This window comes from Sphingopyxis granuli NBRC 100800, assembly GCF_001591045.1.
GTDB classification, from domain to species: domain Bacteria; phylum Pseudomonadota; class Alphaproteobacteria; order Sphingomonadales; family Sphingomonadaceae; genus Sphingopyxis; species Sphingopyxis granuli.
Window position 1 is genome coordinate 1 of sequence record NZ_BCUA01000031.1, and the last position, 16,704, is coordinate 16,704.

Consider the following 16,704-nt stretch of genomic DNA (forward strand, 5'->3'; position numbering starts at 1 on the left):
GGCTTTCGCCGGGGAACAGCTCACCACTTGCCTGAGGGGTATATATGCCGACTTGATCCGGGGTCCCGCTATGCGCCGCCCGGCAGCGGGATCCCGGATCAGGTCCGGGGTGGCGAGGGAGTGAGGTCGCTTTCATGCCAGCCGCACCCCCTTCGCGATCGGGCGCCCGCGCAGCAATTCGGCGGCGTCCATCGCCGGCTTGCCCGCGCGCTGCACTCGCGTCGCGCGGATCGCGCCGGGGTTGCAGGCGACGGTCAGCGCCTCGTCGAGCGTGACGCCCGGCGTCGCGCCCGGAATCGTGTCGGCCGGATGCACGACCTCGGCGGCGAGCAGCTTGTACCGTTCGTCGTCGAGTTCGAAAAAGGCGCCGGGGACGGGGTTGAACGCGCGAATCTGCCGTTCGACCTGCACCGCGCTGGTCAGGAAATCGAGCCGCGCCTCGCTCTTGTCGATCTTGGCGGCATAGGTCGCGCCCGCATTGGGTTGCGGTTGGGGCGCAAAAGCATCGAGATCGCCCAGCACCTTCACCATCAGCCGGGCGCCCATCGCCGCCAGTTCCGCGGTCAGTTTGCCCGCCGTCTTGCCATCGACCGGAGTGCGTCCGATCAGTCGTATCGCACCCGTGTCGAGCCCGGCGTCCATCTGCATGATCGTCACCCCGGTCTCGGCATCGCCCGCCAGGATCGCGCGCTGCACCGGCGCCGCGCCGCGCCAGCGCGGCAGGATCGAGCCATGGACGTTGAGACACCCGGCGCGCGGCGTATCGAGCACCGCCTGCGGCAGGATCAGGCCATAGGCGGCGACCACCGCGACATCGAGGTCGAGCGCCGCGAACGCTGCCTGCTCCTCGGCGTTCTTCAGGTTTTTCGGCGTGCGGACGGGCAGGCCGTGCGCCTCGGCCCAGTCGTGTACGGCGCTGCGCTGCACCTTCTTCCCGCGCCGTGCGGGGCGCGGCGGCTGGGTGTAGACTGCTACAACCTCGTGCCCCGCCGCGTGCAGAGCGGCGAGCGTCGGCACCGCGAAGGGCGGCGTTCCCATGAAGGCGATGCGCATGGTTGCGGGCATTGGCGGAGGCAGGCGATACATTCAACCCTGCTCTGCCTGCATGTGTCCCCGCGAAGGCGGGGATCCAGAGGATCAAGAGGTGACGTTGGTTCCGAACGCTCTGGGTCCCCGCCTTCGCGGGGACACACGTGGTGGATTTATGCATATGGATTGTGCACCGATTGCACACCCACTACCACCACACCCATGGCCTCCACCGAAATCGAAGCCCTCGTCCAGCAACTCGCCCGGCTTCCCGGCCTCGGGCCGCGGTCGGCACGGCGCGCGGTGCTGCACCTGATGAAGAAACGCGAAAGCGCCTTCGCGCCGCTGCTCGCCGCGCTCCAGACCGTGTCCGAACGGCTCGTCACCTGCACCGTCTGCGGCAATGTCGATACGCACGATCCCTGCGCGATCTGCGCCGACCCGCGCCGCGACGCACGCAGCCTGTGCGTGGTCGAGGAGGTGTCGGACCTATGGGCGCTCGACAAGGCGCGGCTCTTCCCCGGCAAATATCATGTCCTCGGCGGCCGTCTGTCGGCGCTCGAAGGCGTGCGGCCGCAGGATCTGAGCATCGACGCACTCGTCGCCCGCGTCGCGGCGGGCGGCATCGACGAGGTGGTGTTGGCGATGAACGCGACGCTGGAGGGGCAGACGACCGCGCATTATCTCGCCGAACGTCTCGAATCATTTCCGGTGCGCCTGACCCAGCTCGCGCACGGCCTGCCGGTCGGCGGCGAGCTCGATTATCTCGACGAAGGGACGCTCGCGCAGGCTCTTCGCGCGCGGCGGCCGGTGGGTTGACGGCGGGCCCGCGAGTTCATACCTCCCGCCCATGGCCCTGCTACCCATCATAGAGACCCCCGATCCGCGGCTGCGCGTCATTTCGAAGCCCGTCGAGACGTTCGACGCCGAGCTGAAGACGCTGATCGCCGACATGTTCGAGACGATGTACGACGCCCCCGGCATCGGGCTGGCCGCGATCCAGGTCGGCGTGCCGAAGCGCATCCTGGTGATCGATCTTCAGGAACCCGATCCCGAGGATGAAGAGGGGAAGCGGGTGATTCGCGACCCCCGCGTCTTCATCAACCCGGTCTTCTCCGACTTTTCGGAGGAGCACAGCGTCTATCAGGAAGGCTGCCTGTCGGTCCCCGAGCAATATGCCGAGGTGACGCGCCCCGCCGAGGTGACGGTCGAATGGCAGGACGCCGACGGCCAGCCGCACAAGGAACGCATGACCGGCCTGATGGCGACGTGCATCCAGCACGAGCACGACCATCTGGAGGGCATTCTCTTCATCGACCATCTGTCGCGGCTGAAGCGCGAGATGGTGCTGAAGAAGCTCGCGAAGATGCGCAAGGCGGCATAATTCCCCTCTCCCCTTGGGGAGAGGGCGGCGAGGCTTGCGAACTTGTTCGCTAGTCGCAGCGGGTGAGGGCTATTACGCCAGCGCCTGAACCCTCACCCAGCTTCGCCCAGGCAACGAGTTGCCAAGGCTGCGCATCCCTCTCCCCCAAGGGGAGAGGGTTTTCGTCAATCCGCCTTCTTCGCCACGCCGACCATCGCGGGGCGCAGCAGGCGATCCTTCATCATATAGCCCGCCTGCATTTCCTGCACGATCGTGCCCGGCTCCTTGTCGCTCGGCACTTCGAGCATCGCCTGATGCTGGTTCGGATCGAGCGGCAGGCCGATCGCGGCGATGCGCGTGATGCCGTGGCGTTCGAAGACGCCCATCAACTCGCGCTCGGTCGCTTCCAGCCCGGCGACGAACGCCTTGAACGTCTCGTCCTCGCGCTGCTGCGGGCTGACCGCGGCCAGCGCGCGACCCAGATTGTCGGCGACCGACAATATGTCGCGCGCGAACTTGGTCGCGGCATAGGCGTGCGCGTCGGCGACCTCCTTTTCGGCGCGGCGGCGCACATTCTGCGTTTCGGCGCGCGCATAGAGCAGGTCCTGCTGCACCGCGGCAAGCTGTTCGGCGAGCTTTGCCGTCTCGTCCTGCGGCTCTGCGGCCGGGGTTTCGATGGCGGCGGCGTCTTCGGTCTGGCCGTCTTCGACTGGCGTATCGTTTTCGATGTTCGTCATAACCCTATCGTATCAGTCTGGAGAGCGATTGTGCGGTAAAGTCCACCATGGGTACGATGCGCGCATAGTTCAAGCGTGTCGGGCCGATTACCCCGACGACGCCGACGACGCGTCCGTCGCTGCCATGATAGGGCGCGGCGATAACCGACGAACCCGACAGCGAAAAGAGCTTGTTCTCCGACCCGATGAAAATACGCGTCGCGCTGCCCTCGCGCGCGCTGTCGAGTAGATGCGCGATGTCCTGCTTCGTCTCCAGTTCATCGAGCAGCTGGCGCACGCGGTCGAGGTCGCCGACCGCGCTTTCGTCGAGCAGATTCGCCTGACCGCGCACGATCAGCACCGGCCGGTCGGCGCCGTCGACCGACCAGATGGCCAGCCCGCGCGACACCAGGTCGGCGGCGGCGCGGTCGATCGCGATGCGTTCGGCCTCCAGTTCGCGTCGCACGCGGGTCTGCGCCTCGGCCAGGGTCAGGCCGGCGAGCATCGCCGACACATAATTGCCCGCCTCGACCAGCGTCGAGGGTTGAAGGCCGGGCGGGATCGCGATGACGCGATTCTCCACCGTCCCGTCGGCTGCAACCAGGACGACGAGCGCCTGCTCGTCGGACATGGGGACGAAGGCGACCTGCTTCAGCACCCGCTCGTGCTTCGGAACCAGCACCAGCCCGGCGCAGGCCGACAGGCCCGACAGCGCGGCGGTCGCGTGCGCGAGCGCGCTTTCGATCGGCCCGCCCTCGGCGAGGCTCGCCTCGATCTGCGCGCGATCCTCGGCTGACGGTTCGGCGACCTGCATCATCCCGTCGACGAACAGGCGCAGCCCCTGCTCGGTGGGCAGGCGCCCGGCGCTGGTGTGCGGGCTGGCGAGCAGGCCGAGTTCCTCGAGGTCCTGCATCACGTTGCGGATCGAGGCGGGCGACAGGTTGAGCGTCGCGAGTTTCGACAGCGTGCGCGATCCGACCGGCTGGCCGGTCTCCAGATAGGCATCGACCACCAGCCGGAACACGTCGCGTGCGCGCGTGGTCAGTTCGATGATCGGCGGCGTGGTCATGGAAGCAGATTTAGGGATGGGGCGGGGCGGGGGCAAGCATTGCGGGGGTGGCGCCGGATCGTCAACGCGGCTAAGCGCCGGCACAGCTTCACGAGGAGACAGACGACATGCGCCCTTCCGGCCGCGCGCCCGACCAGATGCGCCCCATCGCGATCGAAACCGACTTCACCATCCACGCCGAGGGCAGCGTCCTCGTCGCTTTCGGCAACACCAAGGTGCTGGTGACCGCCAGCGTCGAGGAAAAGGTGCCGCCCTTCCTGCGCGGCAAGGGGCAGGGGTGGGTGACCGCCGAATATGGCATGCTTCCCCGCGCCACCCACACGCGCGGCAGCCGCGAGGCGGCGAAGGGCAAGCAGTCGGGCCGCACGCAGGAAATTCAGCGGCTTATCGGGCGCAGCCTGCGCGCCGTCGTCGATATGAAGAAGCTCGGCGAGCGGCAGATCGTCCTCGACTGCGACGTGATCCAGGCTGATGGCGGGACGCGCACCGCGGCGATCAGCGGCGCGTGGGTCGCGCTGCGCCTCGCGGTCGACAAGCTTCTCGCCGCCAAGGCGATCGCCGAGGACCCGATCGAGGACAAGGTCGCCGCCGTCTCGTGCGGCATCCACAACGGCACCGCGGTGCTCGACCTCGACTATGACGAGGATTCGACCGCGGGGGCCGACGGCAATTTCGTGCTCACCGGCAAGGGGCAGATCGTCGAGGTGCAGGCGAGCGCCGAGGGCGCGACCTATGACGAGGAAGGCCTGCTGCGCCTGCTCCGCCTCGCCCGCATCGGCTGCACCGAGATTTTCGCAGCGCAGGCGAAGGCGGTGGGGCGCTGATGTGACCCGAAAGCTCGCTCCCGGCAAACTCGTCATCGCCAGCCATAATGCGGGCAAGGTGCGCGAAATCCGGGCATTGCTCGACCCTTATGGCATCGATCCGGTGTCGGCGGGCGACCTCGGCCTGCCCGAGCCGGCCGAGACAGGCACGACCTTCGCCGAGAATGCGCTGCTCAAGGCGCACGCCAGCGCCTCCGCCGCGGGCCTGCCGGCGCTTGCCGACGACAGCGGGCTCGAGGTCGCGGCGCTCGGCGGCCGGCCGGGCGTCTACACCGCCGACTGGGCCGAACGCCAATGGTTCGAGGGCGAGCCGGGAAAAGATTGGGCCGGCCGCGACTGGTATATGGCAATGGGCAAGGTCGAGGGGCTGCTCGCCGAACAGGGGCCGGGGGTCGACCGCAGCGCCTGCTTCGTCTGCACCCTCGCGCTCGCCTGGCCCGACGGTCATGCCGAGGTTTTCGAGGGGCGCGCGCAGGGCAGCCTGACCTGGCCGCCGCGCGGCACGCTGGGCTTTGGTTATGACCCGGTCTTCGTTCCGTCCGGCAAGCCACAGACCTATGCGGAAATAGACCCGACCGAGAAGCACGCGATCAGCCACCGCGCCGATGCGTTTGCGAAGCTGGTGGCGGGTGTTTTCGGCTGATCGCTTATTTTACCCGGATATTATTGACTCCAATTTTATCCGGGTGTAATCGGCCGGCATGCAACAAGATATTCAAACCGTAACCGCCTTCCTTGGCGCCACATCACTCGTATCGGGGTCGCGCATGATCGTCCGGCAACGGCTGGAGGAGCGCTATCCGGGCGACCTCGGCGCGATCCTCGTTTTCGACGATGCGACCGGCAAGCCGGTCGACCTCGACTATTGGGACGCCGCGACGACCGCGCCGGCATCGTCGGTGGGTCGCCCGAGACTCGGCGTCAAGGCGCGCGAGGTGACGCTGCTGCCGCGGCATTGGGACTGGCTGGCGGAACAGCCCGGCGGCGCCTCCGCCGCGCTGCGCCGACTGGTCGAGGCTGCGAGCCGGGCGCCCGGTGACGGTCGCAAGCGCAAGGATGCCGCCTATCATTTCATGAGCCATATGTGCGGCAACCTGCCGGGCTATGAAGAGGCGCTGCGCGCGCTGTACCGCGACGATAGCGCGGCGTTCGACAGTCTGATCGCGGAGTGGCCGGACGATGTGCGCGATCATATCCGGCGCCTGATCGCCGGCTGACATTCGCGCGCCGCGCCCTATATCGCTCCCCATGGCCGAACCGCTCGCCCTTTATGTCCACTGGCCGTTCTGCGTGTCGAAATGCCCCTATTGCGACTTCAACAGCCATGTTCGCGAGCGCGTCGATCAAGTGGCATGGCGCGACGCGTTGCTCGCCGACCTGCGGCACGAGGCGGCGCTGCTGCCGGGTCGCAAGGTTTCGTCGATCTTCTTCGGCGGCGGCACCCCCAGCCTGATACCGCCGCAGACGGTCGCGGCGGTGATCGCGGCGGCGGACGCGGCATGGGGGCTGACCGACGATTGCGAGATCACGCTGGAGGCGAATCCCAATTCGGTCGAGGTCGCCAATTTCGCCGCGCTCGCCGCCGCCGGGGTCAATCGTGTGTCGATCGGGGTTCAAAGCTTCGACCCGCAAATCCTTGAATTTCTGGGCCGGGCGCATAGCGGCGACGAGGCGCGGCGGGCGATCGCCGCGGCGCAGGCGTATTTCGCGCGCGTCAGTTTCGACCTCATCTATGCGCGTCCCGGCCAGTCGCTCGCCGCGTGGGAGGTGGAGCTTGCCGAGGCGCTGGCGTTCGGCACCGGCCATCTGTCGCTCTATCAGCTGACGATCGAGCCGGGGACGCGCTTCGCTACCCTCGCGGCGAAGGGCGATCTCGTCATCCCCGACGGCGATGCTGCCGCCGATCTGTTCGACGCGACGCAGGCGACGACGCGCGCGGCCGACCTGCCGCGCTACGAAGTGTCGAACCACGCGCGCCGCGGCGAGGAGAGCCGGCACAACCTGACCTATTGGCGCTATGGCGATTATGCCGGCATCGGCCCCGGCGCGCACGGGCGGCGACTTGCGCAGGCGACCGAGCGGCACCGCAAGCCCGAGAATTTCCTGTCCGCCGTCGCGCGCAACGGCCACGGCCTGAAGGTCGAAATCGACCTGCCGCTGCACGAGCGCGCGACCGAGGCGATGCTGATGGGCCTGCGCCTGACCGAGGGCGTCGACCTGACGCGCGTCGAGGCGCGCAGCGGGCTGGCACGCGATGCCTTCGTCGATGCCGGGGCGGTGGCGCGACTGGCGGGACAGGGGCTTTTGGTGCAGGAGAGCGATCAACTGGCGGTCACCGACGCCGGGATATTGCTGCTCGACTCCATCCTTTCGGAGGTGGTGAAAACCGACTAATCCTCACGGTATCCGCTCGACACGAACGGAACGAGAGGGACGGATTTGCCGCAGGACATCATCCGCGACTGGCACGCCCATCTGGCGCACGAAAGGCGCCGGTCGGAGCATACGCGCCGCGCCTATGTCGCGACGGCCGAGCGTTTCTGCGCCTTCCTGATGGAGCATCGCGGCGGTGGGGTCGATGCGGCGATGCTGCGGTCGCTGTCCGCCGGCGACCTGCGCGCCTATCTGGCCGCGCGCCGCGCCGGGGGGCTGGGCAATGCGTCGGCCGCGCGCGAACTCTCCGCCATCCGCACCTTCCTGCGCTTCGTCGGCGGCTCGAATGCCAGCGTGCCGCAGATGCGCGGCCCGCGCGTCCGCAAGGGGTTGCCGCGCCCCGTCGCGCCCGACCAGGCGCTCGATCTTGCGCACGAGGTGGAGGATAATGCCCGGCAGGGCTGGACGGGCGCGCGCGATTTCGCGCTGCTGCTGCTGCTCTATGGCGCCGGGCTACGCATCGGCGAAGCGCTGTCGCTGACCGGCGCCGCGCTCCCGCTCGGCGAGACGCTGCGCGTCACCGGCAAGCGCGGCAAGACGCGGATCGTGCCGATCCTGCCCGCGGTTGCCGCCGCGGTGGCGCGTTACGTCGAGGCCTGCCCATGGCCGATCGCGAAAGAGACGCCGCTGTTTCTCGGTGCGCGCGGCGGCCCGCTCCAGCCCGGCGTCGTGCGCGCGAGCGTGCGGTCGGCGCGCCGCGCTCTCGGGTTTCCGGAGCGCACGACGCCGCACGCGCTGCGCCACAGCTTCGCGACGCACCTGCTTGCCGGCGGCGCCGACCTGCGGTCGTTGCAGGAACTGCTCGGCCACGCGAGCCTCGCTTCGACGCAGGTCTATACCGCGGTTGACGCCGCGCACCTGCTCGACATCTACCGCAACGCGCACCCGCGCGCCTGACCGGCGTTCAGTCGCCGGGCCGCTGCGGCTTCCAGGTGACGACGCGCCAGAGGTAGAACAGGATCAATGTTCCGATCGCGATCAGCGCGAGCGGCCCGACCAGCTGCTCGATCGCGGCGAAGCGCTTGCCGAACCATTGCCCGGCGCCCGCCAGCGCGGCGATCCAGATCGTCGATCCGGCGGCGGTCCACAGCAGGAATTTCGCCTGGTTCATCCGCACCATGCCCGCGGGCAGCGACACCATCGTCCGCGCGACGGGCATGAAGCGCGCCGCGAAGACGATGCCGGGACCATATTTCAGGAAGCCCGCGTGCAGCCGCTCGACCTCGCGCCAGTCGAGTGTCAGCCAGCGGCCGTGGCGGTCGATGAAGGGCTTCAGCCGCTCATAGCCGATCCAGCGGCCGATCGCGTACCATACCCAGTTGCCCGCGGTCGTCCCTGCGACGGCGACCGCGACGAGCGTCCAGAAATCGAAGCGCCCCTGCGCGGCCGCGACGCCGCCCAGCCCCATGATCACCTCGGACGGGATCGGCGGAAAGACGTTTTCGAGGAGCATCAGGACGAAGATGCCGAAATAGCCCCACGTCTGGATCAGATCGAGAATGAAATCGGTCATGCGGGGCTTAACGCGAGGGGAGGGTGGTTCGATCCGCGTCTGTCATCGAACCCGTCACCCGATCCGCCGCTCGATCGCGTCCCAGATCATCCCCACGGTGTCGCTGTTGTTGAACTTGTCGATCGCGACGATGCCGGTGGGCGAGGTGACGTTGATCTCGGTCAGCCATTCGCCGCCGATCACGTCGATGCCGACGAAGATCAGCCCGCGTTCCCGGAGCGCGGGAGCGAGCGCGGCGCAGATTTCCTCTTCGCGCGGGGTCAGCGCCGCCGCTTCGGCATAGCCGCCGACCGCCAGGTTGGCGCGGAATTCGCCTTCGCCCGCCTTGCGGTTGATCGCGCCCGCGACCTCGCCGTCGATCAGGACGATGCGCTTGTCGCCCTCGCTGACGCTCGGCAGGAACTGCTGCACCATGAAGGGTTCGGGCCAGACCTGTCCGAACAGTTCGACCAGCGCGCCCAGATTGGTGCCCGCCTCGTCGATGCGGAACACCGCCTTGCCGCCGTTGCCGTGCAGCGGCTTGATCACCAGCGCGCCGTGCCGCGCGTGGAAATCCTTCACCGCGTTCAGGTCGCGCGTGACCATCGTCGGCGGCATGAACTGCGGAAAGTCGAGCACGAACACCTTTTCGGGCGCGTTGCGAACCGACACCGGATCATTGACCACCAGCGTTTCGTCCCGAATGCGCTCGAGCAGCCAGGTGCCGGTCAGATAGCCGAGGTCGAACGGCGGGTCCTGCCGCATCAGCACGACATCGACATCGCGGCCGAGGTCGAGGGTGACGGGGTCGCCGAACCGGTAATGGTCGCCCTTCACGCGCTTCACCTCCAGCACCGGATGGGCCGGAGTGGTCAGCCGTCCCGCTTCCCATGTCAGGCCGCGCACGTCGTAATGATAGAGGGTGTGGCCGCGTTCGAGCGCCTTCAGCATCAGCGCGAAGCTGCTGTCCCCGGCAATGTTAATGCCGTCCATCGGGTCCATTTGCACGGCGGCGCGCAGGGTCATCTCATTCTCCTTCCGGGGCGACCGAATTTCCAGGCGAGCCGCGTCAGGGCTGCCAGACGTGGACCAGATGGCGAGGCAAACGCCGCGGCGCAAGCAGCATCACGTCGATACGGATGGCGTCGCCCGGCCGCGAGAAGCGCGGGGCGAGCATTTCCGCCGCCGCCGCGACGCGGCGTAGCCGCCAGGCGTCGATCGCGAAGTCGAGGTCGGCGGCGCGGTCGCGCCACTTGACCTCGACGAAGGCGACCGTCCGCCCGCGCCGCGCGACCAGATCAACCTCGCCGACGCGAACGCGCAGCCGCCGGGCCAATATCCGCCAACCGTGCAGCCGCAGCCACCACGCGGCGCGATTTTCGGCGCGGCGGCCGCGCGCTTCGGCGACCGCGCGGTTCACGCCTCGTCCTTCAGCGCCAGCGCGCGGGCATAAATGGTGTGACGGTCGAGCCGATAGCGTTTGGCGACCGCCTTCGCCGCCTTGGCGACCGGCTGATCGGCAAGCGCGGTGCGCAGCGCATCGTCGACCGCCGCGTCGTCGGCCTCTTCGACGGCGTCGTCGGCGGGCGGCGCGACCATGACGACGATCTCGCCCTTCGGCGGCGCGTCGGCATAGCGTGCGGCCAGTTCGCCGAGCGAGCCGGTGATGCATTCCTCGTATAATTTGCTGATCTCGCGCGCGACGGCCGCGGCGCGGTTGCCGAGTCCCTCGGCCAGCGCGGCGAGCGTCGCGGCGAGGCGCGGCCCGCTTTCATAGAAGACCAAAGTCGCGCGCAGCCCGGCGAGTTCGGCGATGGCCTCGCCGCGCGCCTTGGCCTTGGACGGCAGGAAGCCGGCGAACAGGAAGCGGTCGCTCGGCAGGCCCGACAGGGTGATCGCCGCGATCGCGGCGCAGGGGCCGGGCAGGGTGGTGACGCGCCGCCCCGCCCCGCGCGCATCGCGTACCAGTTTGTACCCTGGATCGGAGATCAGCGGCGTGCCCGCGTCCGAGACCAGCGCCACCACATCCGTTTCCATGCGCGCAACCAGCGCGGCGCGCGCGCGTTCGTCGCTATGGTCGTGATAGGGGGTCATCGGAACGCGCAAACCCAGGTGCGACAGCAGCTTCGCCGTCACGCGCGTGTCTTCGGCGGCGATCACGTCGGCGCGGGCAAGCAACGCCGCAGCGCGCGGCGTGATGTCGCCGAGGTTGCCGATGGGGGTCGCCACGATATAGAGACCGGGCAAGGGAGATTGAGAAATGGTCGAATCCGGCATGTCGCCGAAAATGGCAGAAAGCGTCGTCGAGCGCCAAGACAATGCGTTGCGGCGGCGCAGGTTGCTGCGTGGAATGGCGACGCTGGCGCTCGGCGGCTTGCTCGCGGCCTGCCAGGTCGTGCCCAAATCGGGCGGTCCAGCGGCGCCGCCGCCGCCCGAGAACCCCGACGAGACCGTGGGCCCCGGCCTGCCGACCGACACCGATCGCCACCGCGTCGCGCTGCTCGTGCCGCAGACGGGGGCGAATGCCGACGTCGGCACCGCCATCGCCAATGCGACGACGCTGGCGCTGCTCGACACGCGCGCCGACAAGGTTCGCATCACCACCTACGACACGGCGCTCGGCGCCGCGGCGGCGGCGCGGCAGGCGGTCGCCGATGGCAATCGCCTGATCCTGGGCCCTCTGCTCAGCGAGGATGTCACCGCGGTCGCGCCGGTCGCGCGCGCGGCAAAGGTGCCCGTGCTCAGCTTCTCGAACGACAGCGGGGTCGCGGGCAACGGCGTCTTCATCCTGGGCTTCGTGCCGGGCCAGTCGGTCGAGCGCGTCGTCGCCTTCGCGCGCGGCAAGGGGCATCAGCGCTTCGGCGCGCTGGTGCCCAAGAACGTCTATGGCGACCGCGCGGCGGCCGCGTTCCGCGACGCGGTGCGCGAAGCCGGGGGGACGCTGGTCGCGGTCGAAACCTACGATCGCACCGCGACGGCGCTGACCGGCGCGGCGCGGCGGCTCGCCAATGGTGGCGCGATGGACGCGGTGCTGATCGCCGATGTCGGTGGTAATGCGATCCGCGCCGTGCCGATCGTCAAGGGCGCGGGCAGCAAGCAGATATTGGGCACCGAATTGTGGAACACCGACGCCTCGCTCGGCAGCAACGCCGCGATGCGCGGCGCGTGGTTCGCCAGCGTCTCCGACGGTCTCTACGGCCAGCTCGCGACCAAATATCGCGCCCGCTACGGCAAGGCGCCCTATCGGCTCGCCAGCCTCGGCTATGATTCGGTGCTGCTGACCGTGCGCATCGCGCGCGACTGGAAACCCGGCACCGCCTTTCCGGTGAACCGGCTGCTCGCGGCCGACGGTTTCGGCGGCATCGACGGCATCTTCCGCTTCAACAACCGCGGCATCGCGGTTCGCGCGCTCGAGGTCAGCGAGGTCGGCGCCGGCGGTTTCCGCGTCGTCGATCCCGCCCCGGCCAAATGGTGACGCGCCGGGGCGTGGCATAGGCGCCACAGTCGGGCGGAAAGTGTCGCCCGATCGGCACGCGCGGCCTTTACGGCGCGCGCCCGTTCACTATATGGACAGTGCGCGCATCCGCCCATGTTCCGCATGGGCGCCCGCGTGCCTGTCGAAATGATGTGAGGAGATACAGCTATACGCCCGCCCATGACCCGCCGCCCGCTGGCGCCTATGCCGCCGAAGAACGGCCCGCGATATAATGAGTTCATCGCCTCTCCCAAGGTCCGCGTGATCGACGAGGAAGGCGAAAATCTGGGCGTAATGCTGACTGCCGAAGCCATCGAACAGGCGGCCGAGGTCGGCCTCGACCTGGTCGAGGTTTCCCCCAACGCCGACCCGCCGGTGTGCAAGTTCCTCGACGTGGGCAAGTTCAAGTACGAAGCCCAGAAAAAGGCCAATGCCGCCCGCAAGACGCAGAAGACGCAGGAGATCAAGGAGATCAAGATGCGTCCGAACATCGACGACCACGACTTCGAAGTGAAGATGAAGAAGGTGTTCGACTTCCTGGGCGAGGGCGACAAGGTCAAGATGACGATGCGCTTCCGCGGCCGCGAGATGAGCCACACCCAACTCGGCCTCGCCGTGCTGCAGAAGGTAGCCGAAATGACCGCCGAGATCGCGAAGGTCGAGGCGCATCCGCGCACCGAGGGCCGCCAGATGCTGATGGTGCTCGCGCCGAAGTAGGCCGACGCCGCGGCTTCAGAAACCGGTACGAAAATCGAGGGCGGTCGTTCCGATGGGGCGGCCGCCCGCTTCGTATCGGCGCTCGACCATATGTGCGCGTCCGTCCGCCGCGATGGCGACGAGGGTCGAACAGCGCGTGCCATAGGCTTCGCCGTGCAGGAACAGCGCCGGGGCGTCGTCCGCGACGAGCATGTCGAGCAAGGTTTCGGGATCGGCCGCCGCCGCGGTTGCTGACGCCAGCGCCGCGCGCAGGCGTGTCGCCCGCGCACATGGGCTGTCGGTCGGCTCGTTCGCCAGCGCATGGATTCCCGTCGTCAGCCTTTCGACGCGCGGTTCCGGCCGGTTGGTCAGCAGCCGCGCGCCGCCCCGGTCGACCGTCAGCAGGTTGAAGGCGTTGAAGCGGTCGAGGTCGGCGCACTGCGGTTCGGCGAAGCGCCCGTCACCACGCAGCAGGTCGGCGACCAGTTCGCCGCGCGATTCACGGCCGGGATCGGGCGGGGCGCCGCGCACGTTGGTGACGACGACGACGCGCCCGCTTGCGGGATGCACCCCCAGCCAGGTTCCGCCCGCCTGCAGGTCGCGTCCGGCGATGATGCCGCTGCCGTCGCCCCATTCCGCGAGCGGCGCGGCGGCCCGCGCATGAAACTCGTCGCGGTTGCCGACAAGGATCAGCGGCCAGTCGGGATGGACGTGGCGGGCGAGGGCGACGACGCACATGCCGGCCATATCGTGCTTGGGTGATGATTTGCCAAGCGGGACATGATAGATATCGCTCCGTCTTTTCCGGGGGAGGGAGGAAGATATGAGCGAAATGGGCAAGGCGCCGTTCCATCTGTGGATCGTCGGCATTCTCACCCTGTTGTGGAACGCCATCGGCGCGTTCGACTATACGATGACCAAGCTGCGCAACGCCGATTACCTGAGCGCTTTCACGCCCGAGCAGCAGGCCTATTTCCACGGCTTTCCGCTATGGGCCAGCGCCGGCTGGGCGCTGGGCGTCTGGGGCGCCGTGCTGGGGTCGATCCTGTTGCTCGCGCGCAGCCGGCATGCGGTGACGGCGTTCGCCGCCTCGCTGGCCGGGCTTGCGGTCAGCAGCTTCTATCAATTCGGGCTGCATTATGGCGATCTGGAGCGCCTGTTCGGGACGTTCCCCATGGTCTTCTCCGCCATCGTCTGGATCGTCGCGATCGCGCTCTTCATCTACGCGCGGCGACAGGCGGCGGCGGGCGTTCTGCGCTGAACGGAAAAGGGGCGCCGATCAAGCGCCCCTGTCCATTTCCTTACCGCGCGCGGATGAAGGCGCGGATGTCGGACGCCAGCTTGTGGCGGTCCTCGTCGCGGATATACATCATGTGTCCCGCGGCATAATATTGATATTCGACGCGGTCCTGCGGGATGCCGGTGCGCGACAGCGAATATTCGGCGGCGAAGAAGGGCGTCGCGAAGTCGTAATAGCCCTGTCCGACGAACACGCGCAGTCCGCTGTTCTCGCGCAGCGCCTGCCCGATATAGGGCGCGACGTTCAGATAGGCGTTGGTGTCGCGCCCGCCGATGCGCCAGTCCCACAGCCGCCCGATGCCGCCGATCGACTGATATTCGCGGTCGGTCTTGAACCCCAGCGTCTCGCGCGACCAGCTGTTGATCGCGGCGGTATAGCTCGCGTCGATGCCATAGAAGCTGGGATCGTTGTCGGGCTCTTCGCCGGCATTGTCGTAGTCACGGCCGGTATAACGGCTGTCGAGCCGTCCGACGGTCAGCCCGCGATCGCGCAGCAATTCCTTGTAGAAACGGCCCGGCGTCACGCGCAGGTCGGCATTTTCCAGAAAGGTTTCGGACAGGCCGGTGAAGCGCGAAAGCTCGCGGCGGATCTGCGCGCGCTCGTCGCCCTGCAGCTTCTGCCCCTTCAGCAGCGCCGCGGCATAGGGACCGATCGCCCATTGCCGCGCTTCCTCGACGAACTGCTCGACCGACGATGCGCTCGCCTTGCCGTGATAGAGCGCGGTTGCGGCCATCGAGGGCAGGTTGGTGATGAAGCCCAGTTCGTTGCCCGGCGCGTCGGAACCGGCCGCGAAGTCGAGCACAGTCGAGATCAGGATGATGCCGTTGAGGCCGACGTCGTTGTAGGTGACGTTCATCAACTGGTTGGCGACCGCCGCCGAACGCGTCGTGCCATAGCTTTCGCCGCCCAGGAACTTAGGGCTGTTCCAGCGGCCGTTGTCGTTCAGCCAGCGGCGGATCACTTCGGCGACCGCCTTCGCGTCCTGCGTCACGCCGTAATAATCCTCGGGCTTGGCATTGCCGATCAGATGCGAAAAGCCAGTGCCCGGGGGATCGATGAACACGATGTCGGTGACGTCGAGCAGCGAGTCGGGATTGTCGACGATCGGATAGGGCGGGGCGCCGTCGTCGCGGGCGTCGCTGGGGATGGCCACGCGCTTCGGACCGAAGGCGCCCATCATCAGCCACACGGTGCCCGAACCGGGGCCGCCGTTAAACAGGAAGGTCACCGGGCGGCTGGGGTCGCGCGGTTCCTTGATATAGGATGTGGTGACGATCGCGGCCTCGGGCACGCCGTCCTTGTTCTTGAGGATCGTTTCGCCGATCGTCGCGGCATAGGCGACGCGCTGCCCCCCGAACGTGCCAGACAGCTTCGTCGTACGGACCTGCGGCTCATAGTCGGTGGATTTTTCCGCCTTTACCTTGTCAGCGGGGGCATCCTCGGCATGGAGCATCGCGGGTGTTGCGACGGCGAGCGCCAAGGCGATCAGCGACAGACCAGATTTCATCTCATTCTCCCCAGTTGCGCGCGAACCCTAGGCAGCGCACGGGAGGGGAGCAAGGGCGCTCGTCGGCGGGGATCGTCCTTTTGTCGAAGCGGTCAGGCGGCCTTTTTGGGTTGCACCGACAATTGCAGGCCGAGCGCGTCCAGCACGGCGGTCAGCGTTTCCAGTGTCGGGTTGCCGTTTTCCGACAACGCATTGTAAAGCGCCTGCCGGCCAAGGCCCGTTTTGCGAGCGATTTCGCTCATGCCTTTGGAACGGGCGACATCGCCGATGGCGCAGGCGATATGCTTGGGGTCGTTCCCTTCCATCGCTGCTTCGAGGTAGAAACGGATATCCTCGGCCGTTTCGATATAGTCGGCCGGGTCAAAGCGCGTCGTCTTCAATCCCATTGTCTGCTTTCCTTGCCAGTTCCTTGGCCTTCGCAATATCGCGCGCCTGACTATCCTTGTCGCCACCGATCAGCAGAAGTACCAGCGTGGTATCGCGCCACATATAATAGATTCGATATCCCGGCCCGAATGCGAGCCTCAACTCGTACACACTATCGCCGACCGGCTTCGTGTCGCCCGCATGGCCGGATGCAAAGCGCCTCAGCCTGTCGGCAATCCGCAACAGGGACCGACGATCCCGTAAAGCGCGGAGCCATTTATCGAACTGACGCGTTCGCCGAACTTCGATCACTTGTCCTTTATACGAGACATTATCGCTCATGTCAACCCAATCCTGATCCGCTGCCGTCCTTGGCCGCCGCTCATTCATAGTTTCGGATCGGATCGTGACGGGTGTCCGCTAGCGGACACCCA

The 16,704-nt window shown here is 67.6% G+C and carries 21 protein-coding genes; 10 read left to right on the forward strand and 11 right to left on the reverse strand.

Annotated elements, in window-relative coordinates; translation table 11 throughout:
* Positions 1-132: 132 nt before the first annotated feature.
* On the reverse strand, positions 133-1,053 hold the full coding sequence (gene fmt, locus SGR02S_RS09195) for a methionyl-tRNA formyltransferase (RefSeq protein WP_067108408.1): 921 nt from the start codon (positions 1,051-1,053) through the stop codon (positions 133-135).
* A gap of 198 nt (positions 1,054-1,251) precedes the next feature.
* On the opposite strand from fmt, the gene recR reads away from it, so the two are divergent.
* Positions 1,252-1,848, forward strand: coding sequence for a recombination mediator RecR (gene recR / locus SGR02S_RS09200; protein ID WP_067108324.1), 597 nt, complete (start codon positions 1,252-1,254; stop codon positions 1,846-1,848).
* Between the two features lie 31 nt (positions 1,849-1,879).
* Positions 1,880-2,413 (forward strand): peptide deformylase, encoded by a 534-nt coding sequence (gene def / locus SGR02S_RS09205; protein ID WP_067108327.1) that lies wholly within the window; start codon positions 1,880-1,882, stop codon positions 2,411-2,413.
* A gap of 164 nt (positions 2,414-2,577) precedes the next feature.
* Here def and grpE read toward each other — a convergent pair whose 3' ends face one another.
* Together grpE and hrcA are read right to left on the reverse strand one after the other, a co-directional pair.
* Positions 2,578-3,129 (reverse strand): nucleotide exchange factor GrpE, encoded by a 552-nt coding sequence (gene grpE, locus SGR02S_RS09210; RefSeq protein ID WP_067108330.1) that lies wholly within the window; start codon positions 3,127-3,129, stop codon positions 2,578-2,580.
* A gap of 4 nt (positions 3,130-3,133) precedes the next feature.
* A complete protein-coding gene (gene hrcA, locus SGR02S_RS09215; protein WP_067108332.1) occupies positions 3,134-4,177 on the reverse strand; it encodes a heat-inducible transcriptional repressor HrcA in 1,044 nt (347 codons plus the stop codon).
* Between the two features lie 107 nt (positions 4,178-4,284).
* On the opposite strand from hrcA, the gene rph reads away from it, so the two are divergent.
* From rph to SGR02S_RS09240, 5 genes are read left to right on the forward strand one after another with little or no spacing between them, the layout of a single operon-like run.
* Positions 4,285-5,001: a ribonuclease PH gene (rph, locus tag SGR02S_RS09220; RefSeq protein WP_067108335.1), complete on the forward strand. Its 717-nt coding sequence runs from the start codon at positions 4,285-4,287 to the stop codon at positions 4,999-5,001.
* 1 nt (position 5,002) lies between these two features.
* Complete coding sequence (gene rdgB, locus SGR02S_RS09225) at positions 5,003-5,644, forward strand: RdgB/HAM1 family non-canonical purine NTP pyrophosphatase (protein WP_067108338.1); 642 nt, start codon at positions 5,003-5,005, stop codon at positions 5,642-5,644.
* A 58-nt stretch (positions 5,645-5,702) separates the two neighbouring features.
* Positions 5,703-6,218, forward strand: coding sequence for a DUF2239 family protein (locus tag SGR02S_RS09230; protein ID WP_067108341.1), 516 nt, complete (start codon positions 5,703-5,705; stop codon positions 6,216-6,218).
* A 31-nt stretch (positions 6,219-6,249) separates the two neighbouring features.
* Positions 6,250-7,395 (forward strand): radical SAM family heme chaperone HemW, encoded by a 1,146-nt coding sequence (gene hemW, locus SGR02S_RS09235; protein ID WP_067108344.1) that lies wholly within the window; start codon positions 6,250-6,252, stop codon positions 7,393-7,395.
* Between the two features lie 45 nt (positions 7,396-7,440).
* Complete coding sequence (locus tag SGR02S_RS09240) at positions 7,441-8,331, forward strand: tyrosine-type recombinase/integrase (protein ID WP_067108347.1); 891 nt, start codon at positions 7,441-7,443, stop codon at positions 8,329-8,331.
* Between the two features lie 7 nt (positions 8,332-8,338).
* On the opposite strand, the gene SGR02S_RS09245 is transcribed toward SGR02S_RS09240, so the two are convergent.
* The 4 genes from SGR02S_RS09245 to rsmI are packed head-to-tail and all read right to left on the reverse strand — an operon-like array spanning position 8,339 to position 11,203.
* Complete coding sequence (locus SGR02S_RS09245) at positions 8,339-8,947, reverse strand: DedA family protein (protein WP_067108349.1); 609 nt, start codon at positions 8,945-8,947, stop codon at positions 8,339-8,341.
* A 54-nt stretch (positions 8,948-9,001) separates the two neighbouring features.
* Entirely contained in the window at positions 9,002-9,952 is a 951-nt protein-coding gene (gshB, locus tag SGR02S_RS09250; protein ID WP_067108352.1) for a glutathione synthase, read from the reverse strand.
* Between the two features lie 43 nt (positions 9,953-9,995).
* The gene (locus SGR02S_RS09255; RefSeq protein WP_067108355.1) at positions 9,996-10,346 is read right to left on the reverse strand and encodes a YraN family protein; all 351 of its coding nucleotides are present in this window, start codon (positions 10,344-10,346) and stop codon (positions 9,996-9,998) included.
* Positions 10,343-11,203: a 16S rRNA (cytidine(1402)-2'-O)-methyltransferase gene (gene rsmI, locus SGR02S_RS09260; RefSeq protein WP_067108358.1), complete on the reverse strand. Its 861-nt coding sequence runs from the start codon at positions 11,201-11,203 to the stop codon at positions 10,343-10,345. The genes SGR02S_RS09255 and rsmI overlap by 4 nt, the downstream gene beginning before the upstream one ends.
* Before the next feature lie 10 nt (positions 11,204-11,213).
* Here rsmI and SGR02S_RS09265 point away from each other — a divergent pair, with 10 nt between their 5' ends.
* Both SGR02S_RS09265 and infC read left to right on the forward strand, forming a co-directional pair.
* Positions 11,214-12,401, forward strand: coding sequence for a penicillin-binding protein activator (locus tag SGR02S_RS09265; RefSeq protein ID WP_067108411.1), 1,188 nt, complete (start codon positions 11,214-11,216; stop codon positions 12,399-12,401).
* A gap of 180 nt (positions 12,402-12,581) precedes the next feature.
* Positions 12,582-13,118, forward strand: coding sequence for a translation initiation factor IF-3 (gene infC, locus SGR02S_RS09270; protein WP_067108361.1), 537 nt, complete (start codon positions 12,582-12,584; stop codon positions 13,116-13,118).
* A gap of 15 nt (positions 13,119-13,133) precedes the next feature.
* Here infC and SGR02S_RS09275 read toward each other — a convergent pair whose 3' ends face one another.
* The gene (locus SGR02S_RS09275) at positions 13,134-13,835 is read right to left on the reverse strand and encodes an NRDE family protein (protein ID WP_067108414.1); all 702 of its coding nucleotides are present in this window, start codon (positions 13,833-13,835) and stop codon (positions 13,134-13,136) included.
* Between the two features lie 85 nt (positions 13,836-13,920).
* Between SGR02S_RS09275 and SGR02S_RS09280 the strand changes: the two genes are divergently transcribed.
* Entirely contained in the window at positions 13,921-14,358 is a 438-nt protein-coding gene (locus SGR02S_RS09280; protein ID WP_067108365.1) for a hypothetical protein, read from the forward strand.
* A gap of 40 nt (positions 14,359-14,398) precedes the next feature.
* Here SGR02S_RS09280 and SGR02S_RS09285 read toward each other — a convergent pair whose 3' ends face one another.
* The 3 genes from SGR02S_RS09285 to SGR02S_RS09295 all read right to left on the reverse strand — a co-directional run bounded on the left by SGR02S_RS09285 (position 14,399) and on the right by SGR02S_RS09295 (position 16,612).
* A complete protein-coding gene (locus SGR02S_RS09285) occupies positions 14,399-15,904 on the reverse strand; it encodes a S10 family peptidase (protein WP_067108369.1) in 1,506 nt (501 codons plus the stop codon).
* A gap of 92 nt (positions 15,905-15,996) precedes the next feature.
* Complete coding sequence (locus tag SGR02S_RS09290) at positions 15,997-16,290, reverse strand: addiction module antidote protein (protein WP_067108372.1); 294 nt, start codon at positions 16,288-16,290, stop codon at positions 15,997-15,999.
* On the reverse strand, positions 16,265-16,612 hold the full coding sequence (locus SGR02S_RS09295) for a type II toxin-antitoxin system RelE/ParE family toxin (protein WP_255211433.1): 348 nt from the start codon (positions 16,610-16,612) through the stop codon (positions 16,265-16,267). The genes SGR02S_RS09290 and SGR02S_RS09295 overlap by 26 nt, the downstream gene beginning before the upstream one ends.
* Positions 16,613-16,704 lie beyond the last annotated feature (92 nt).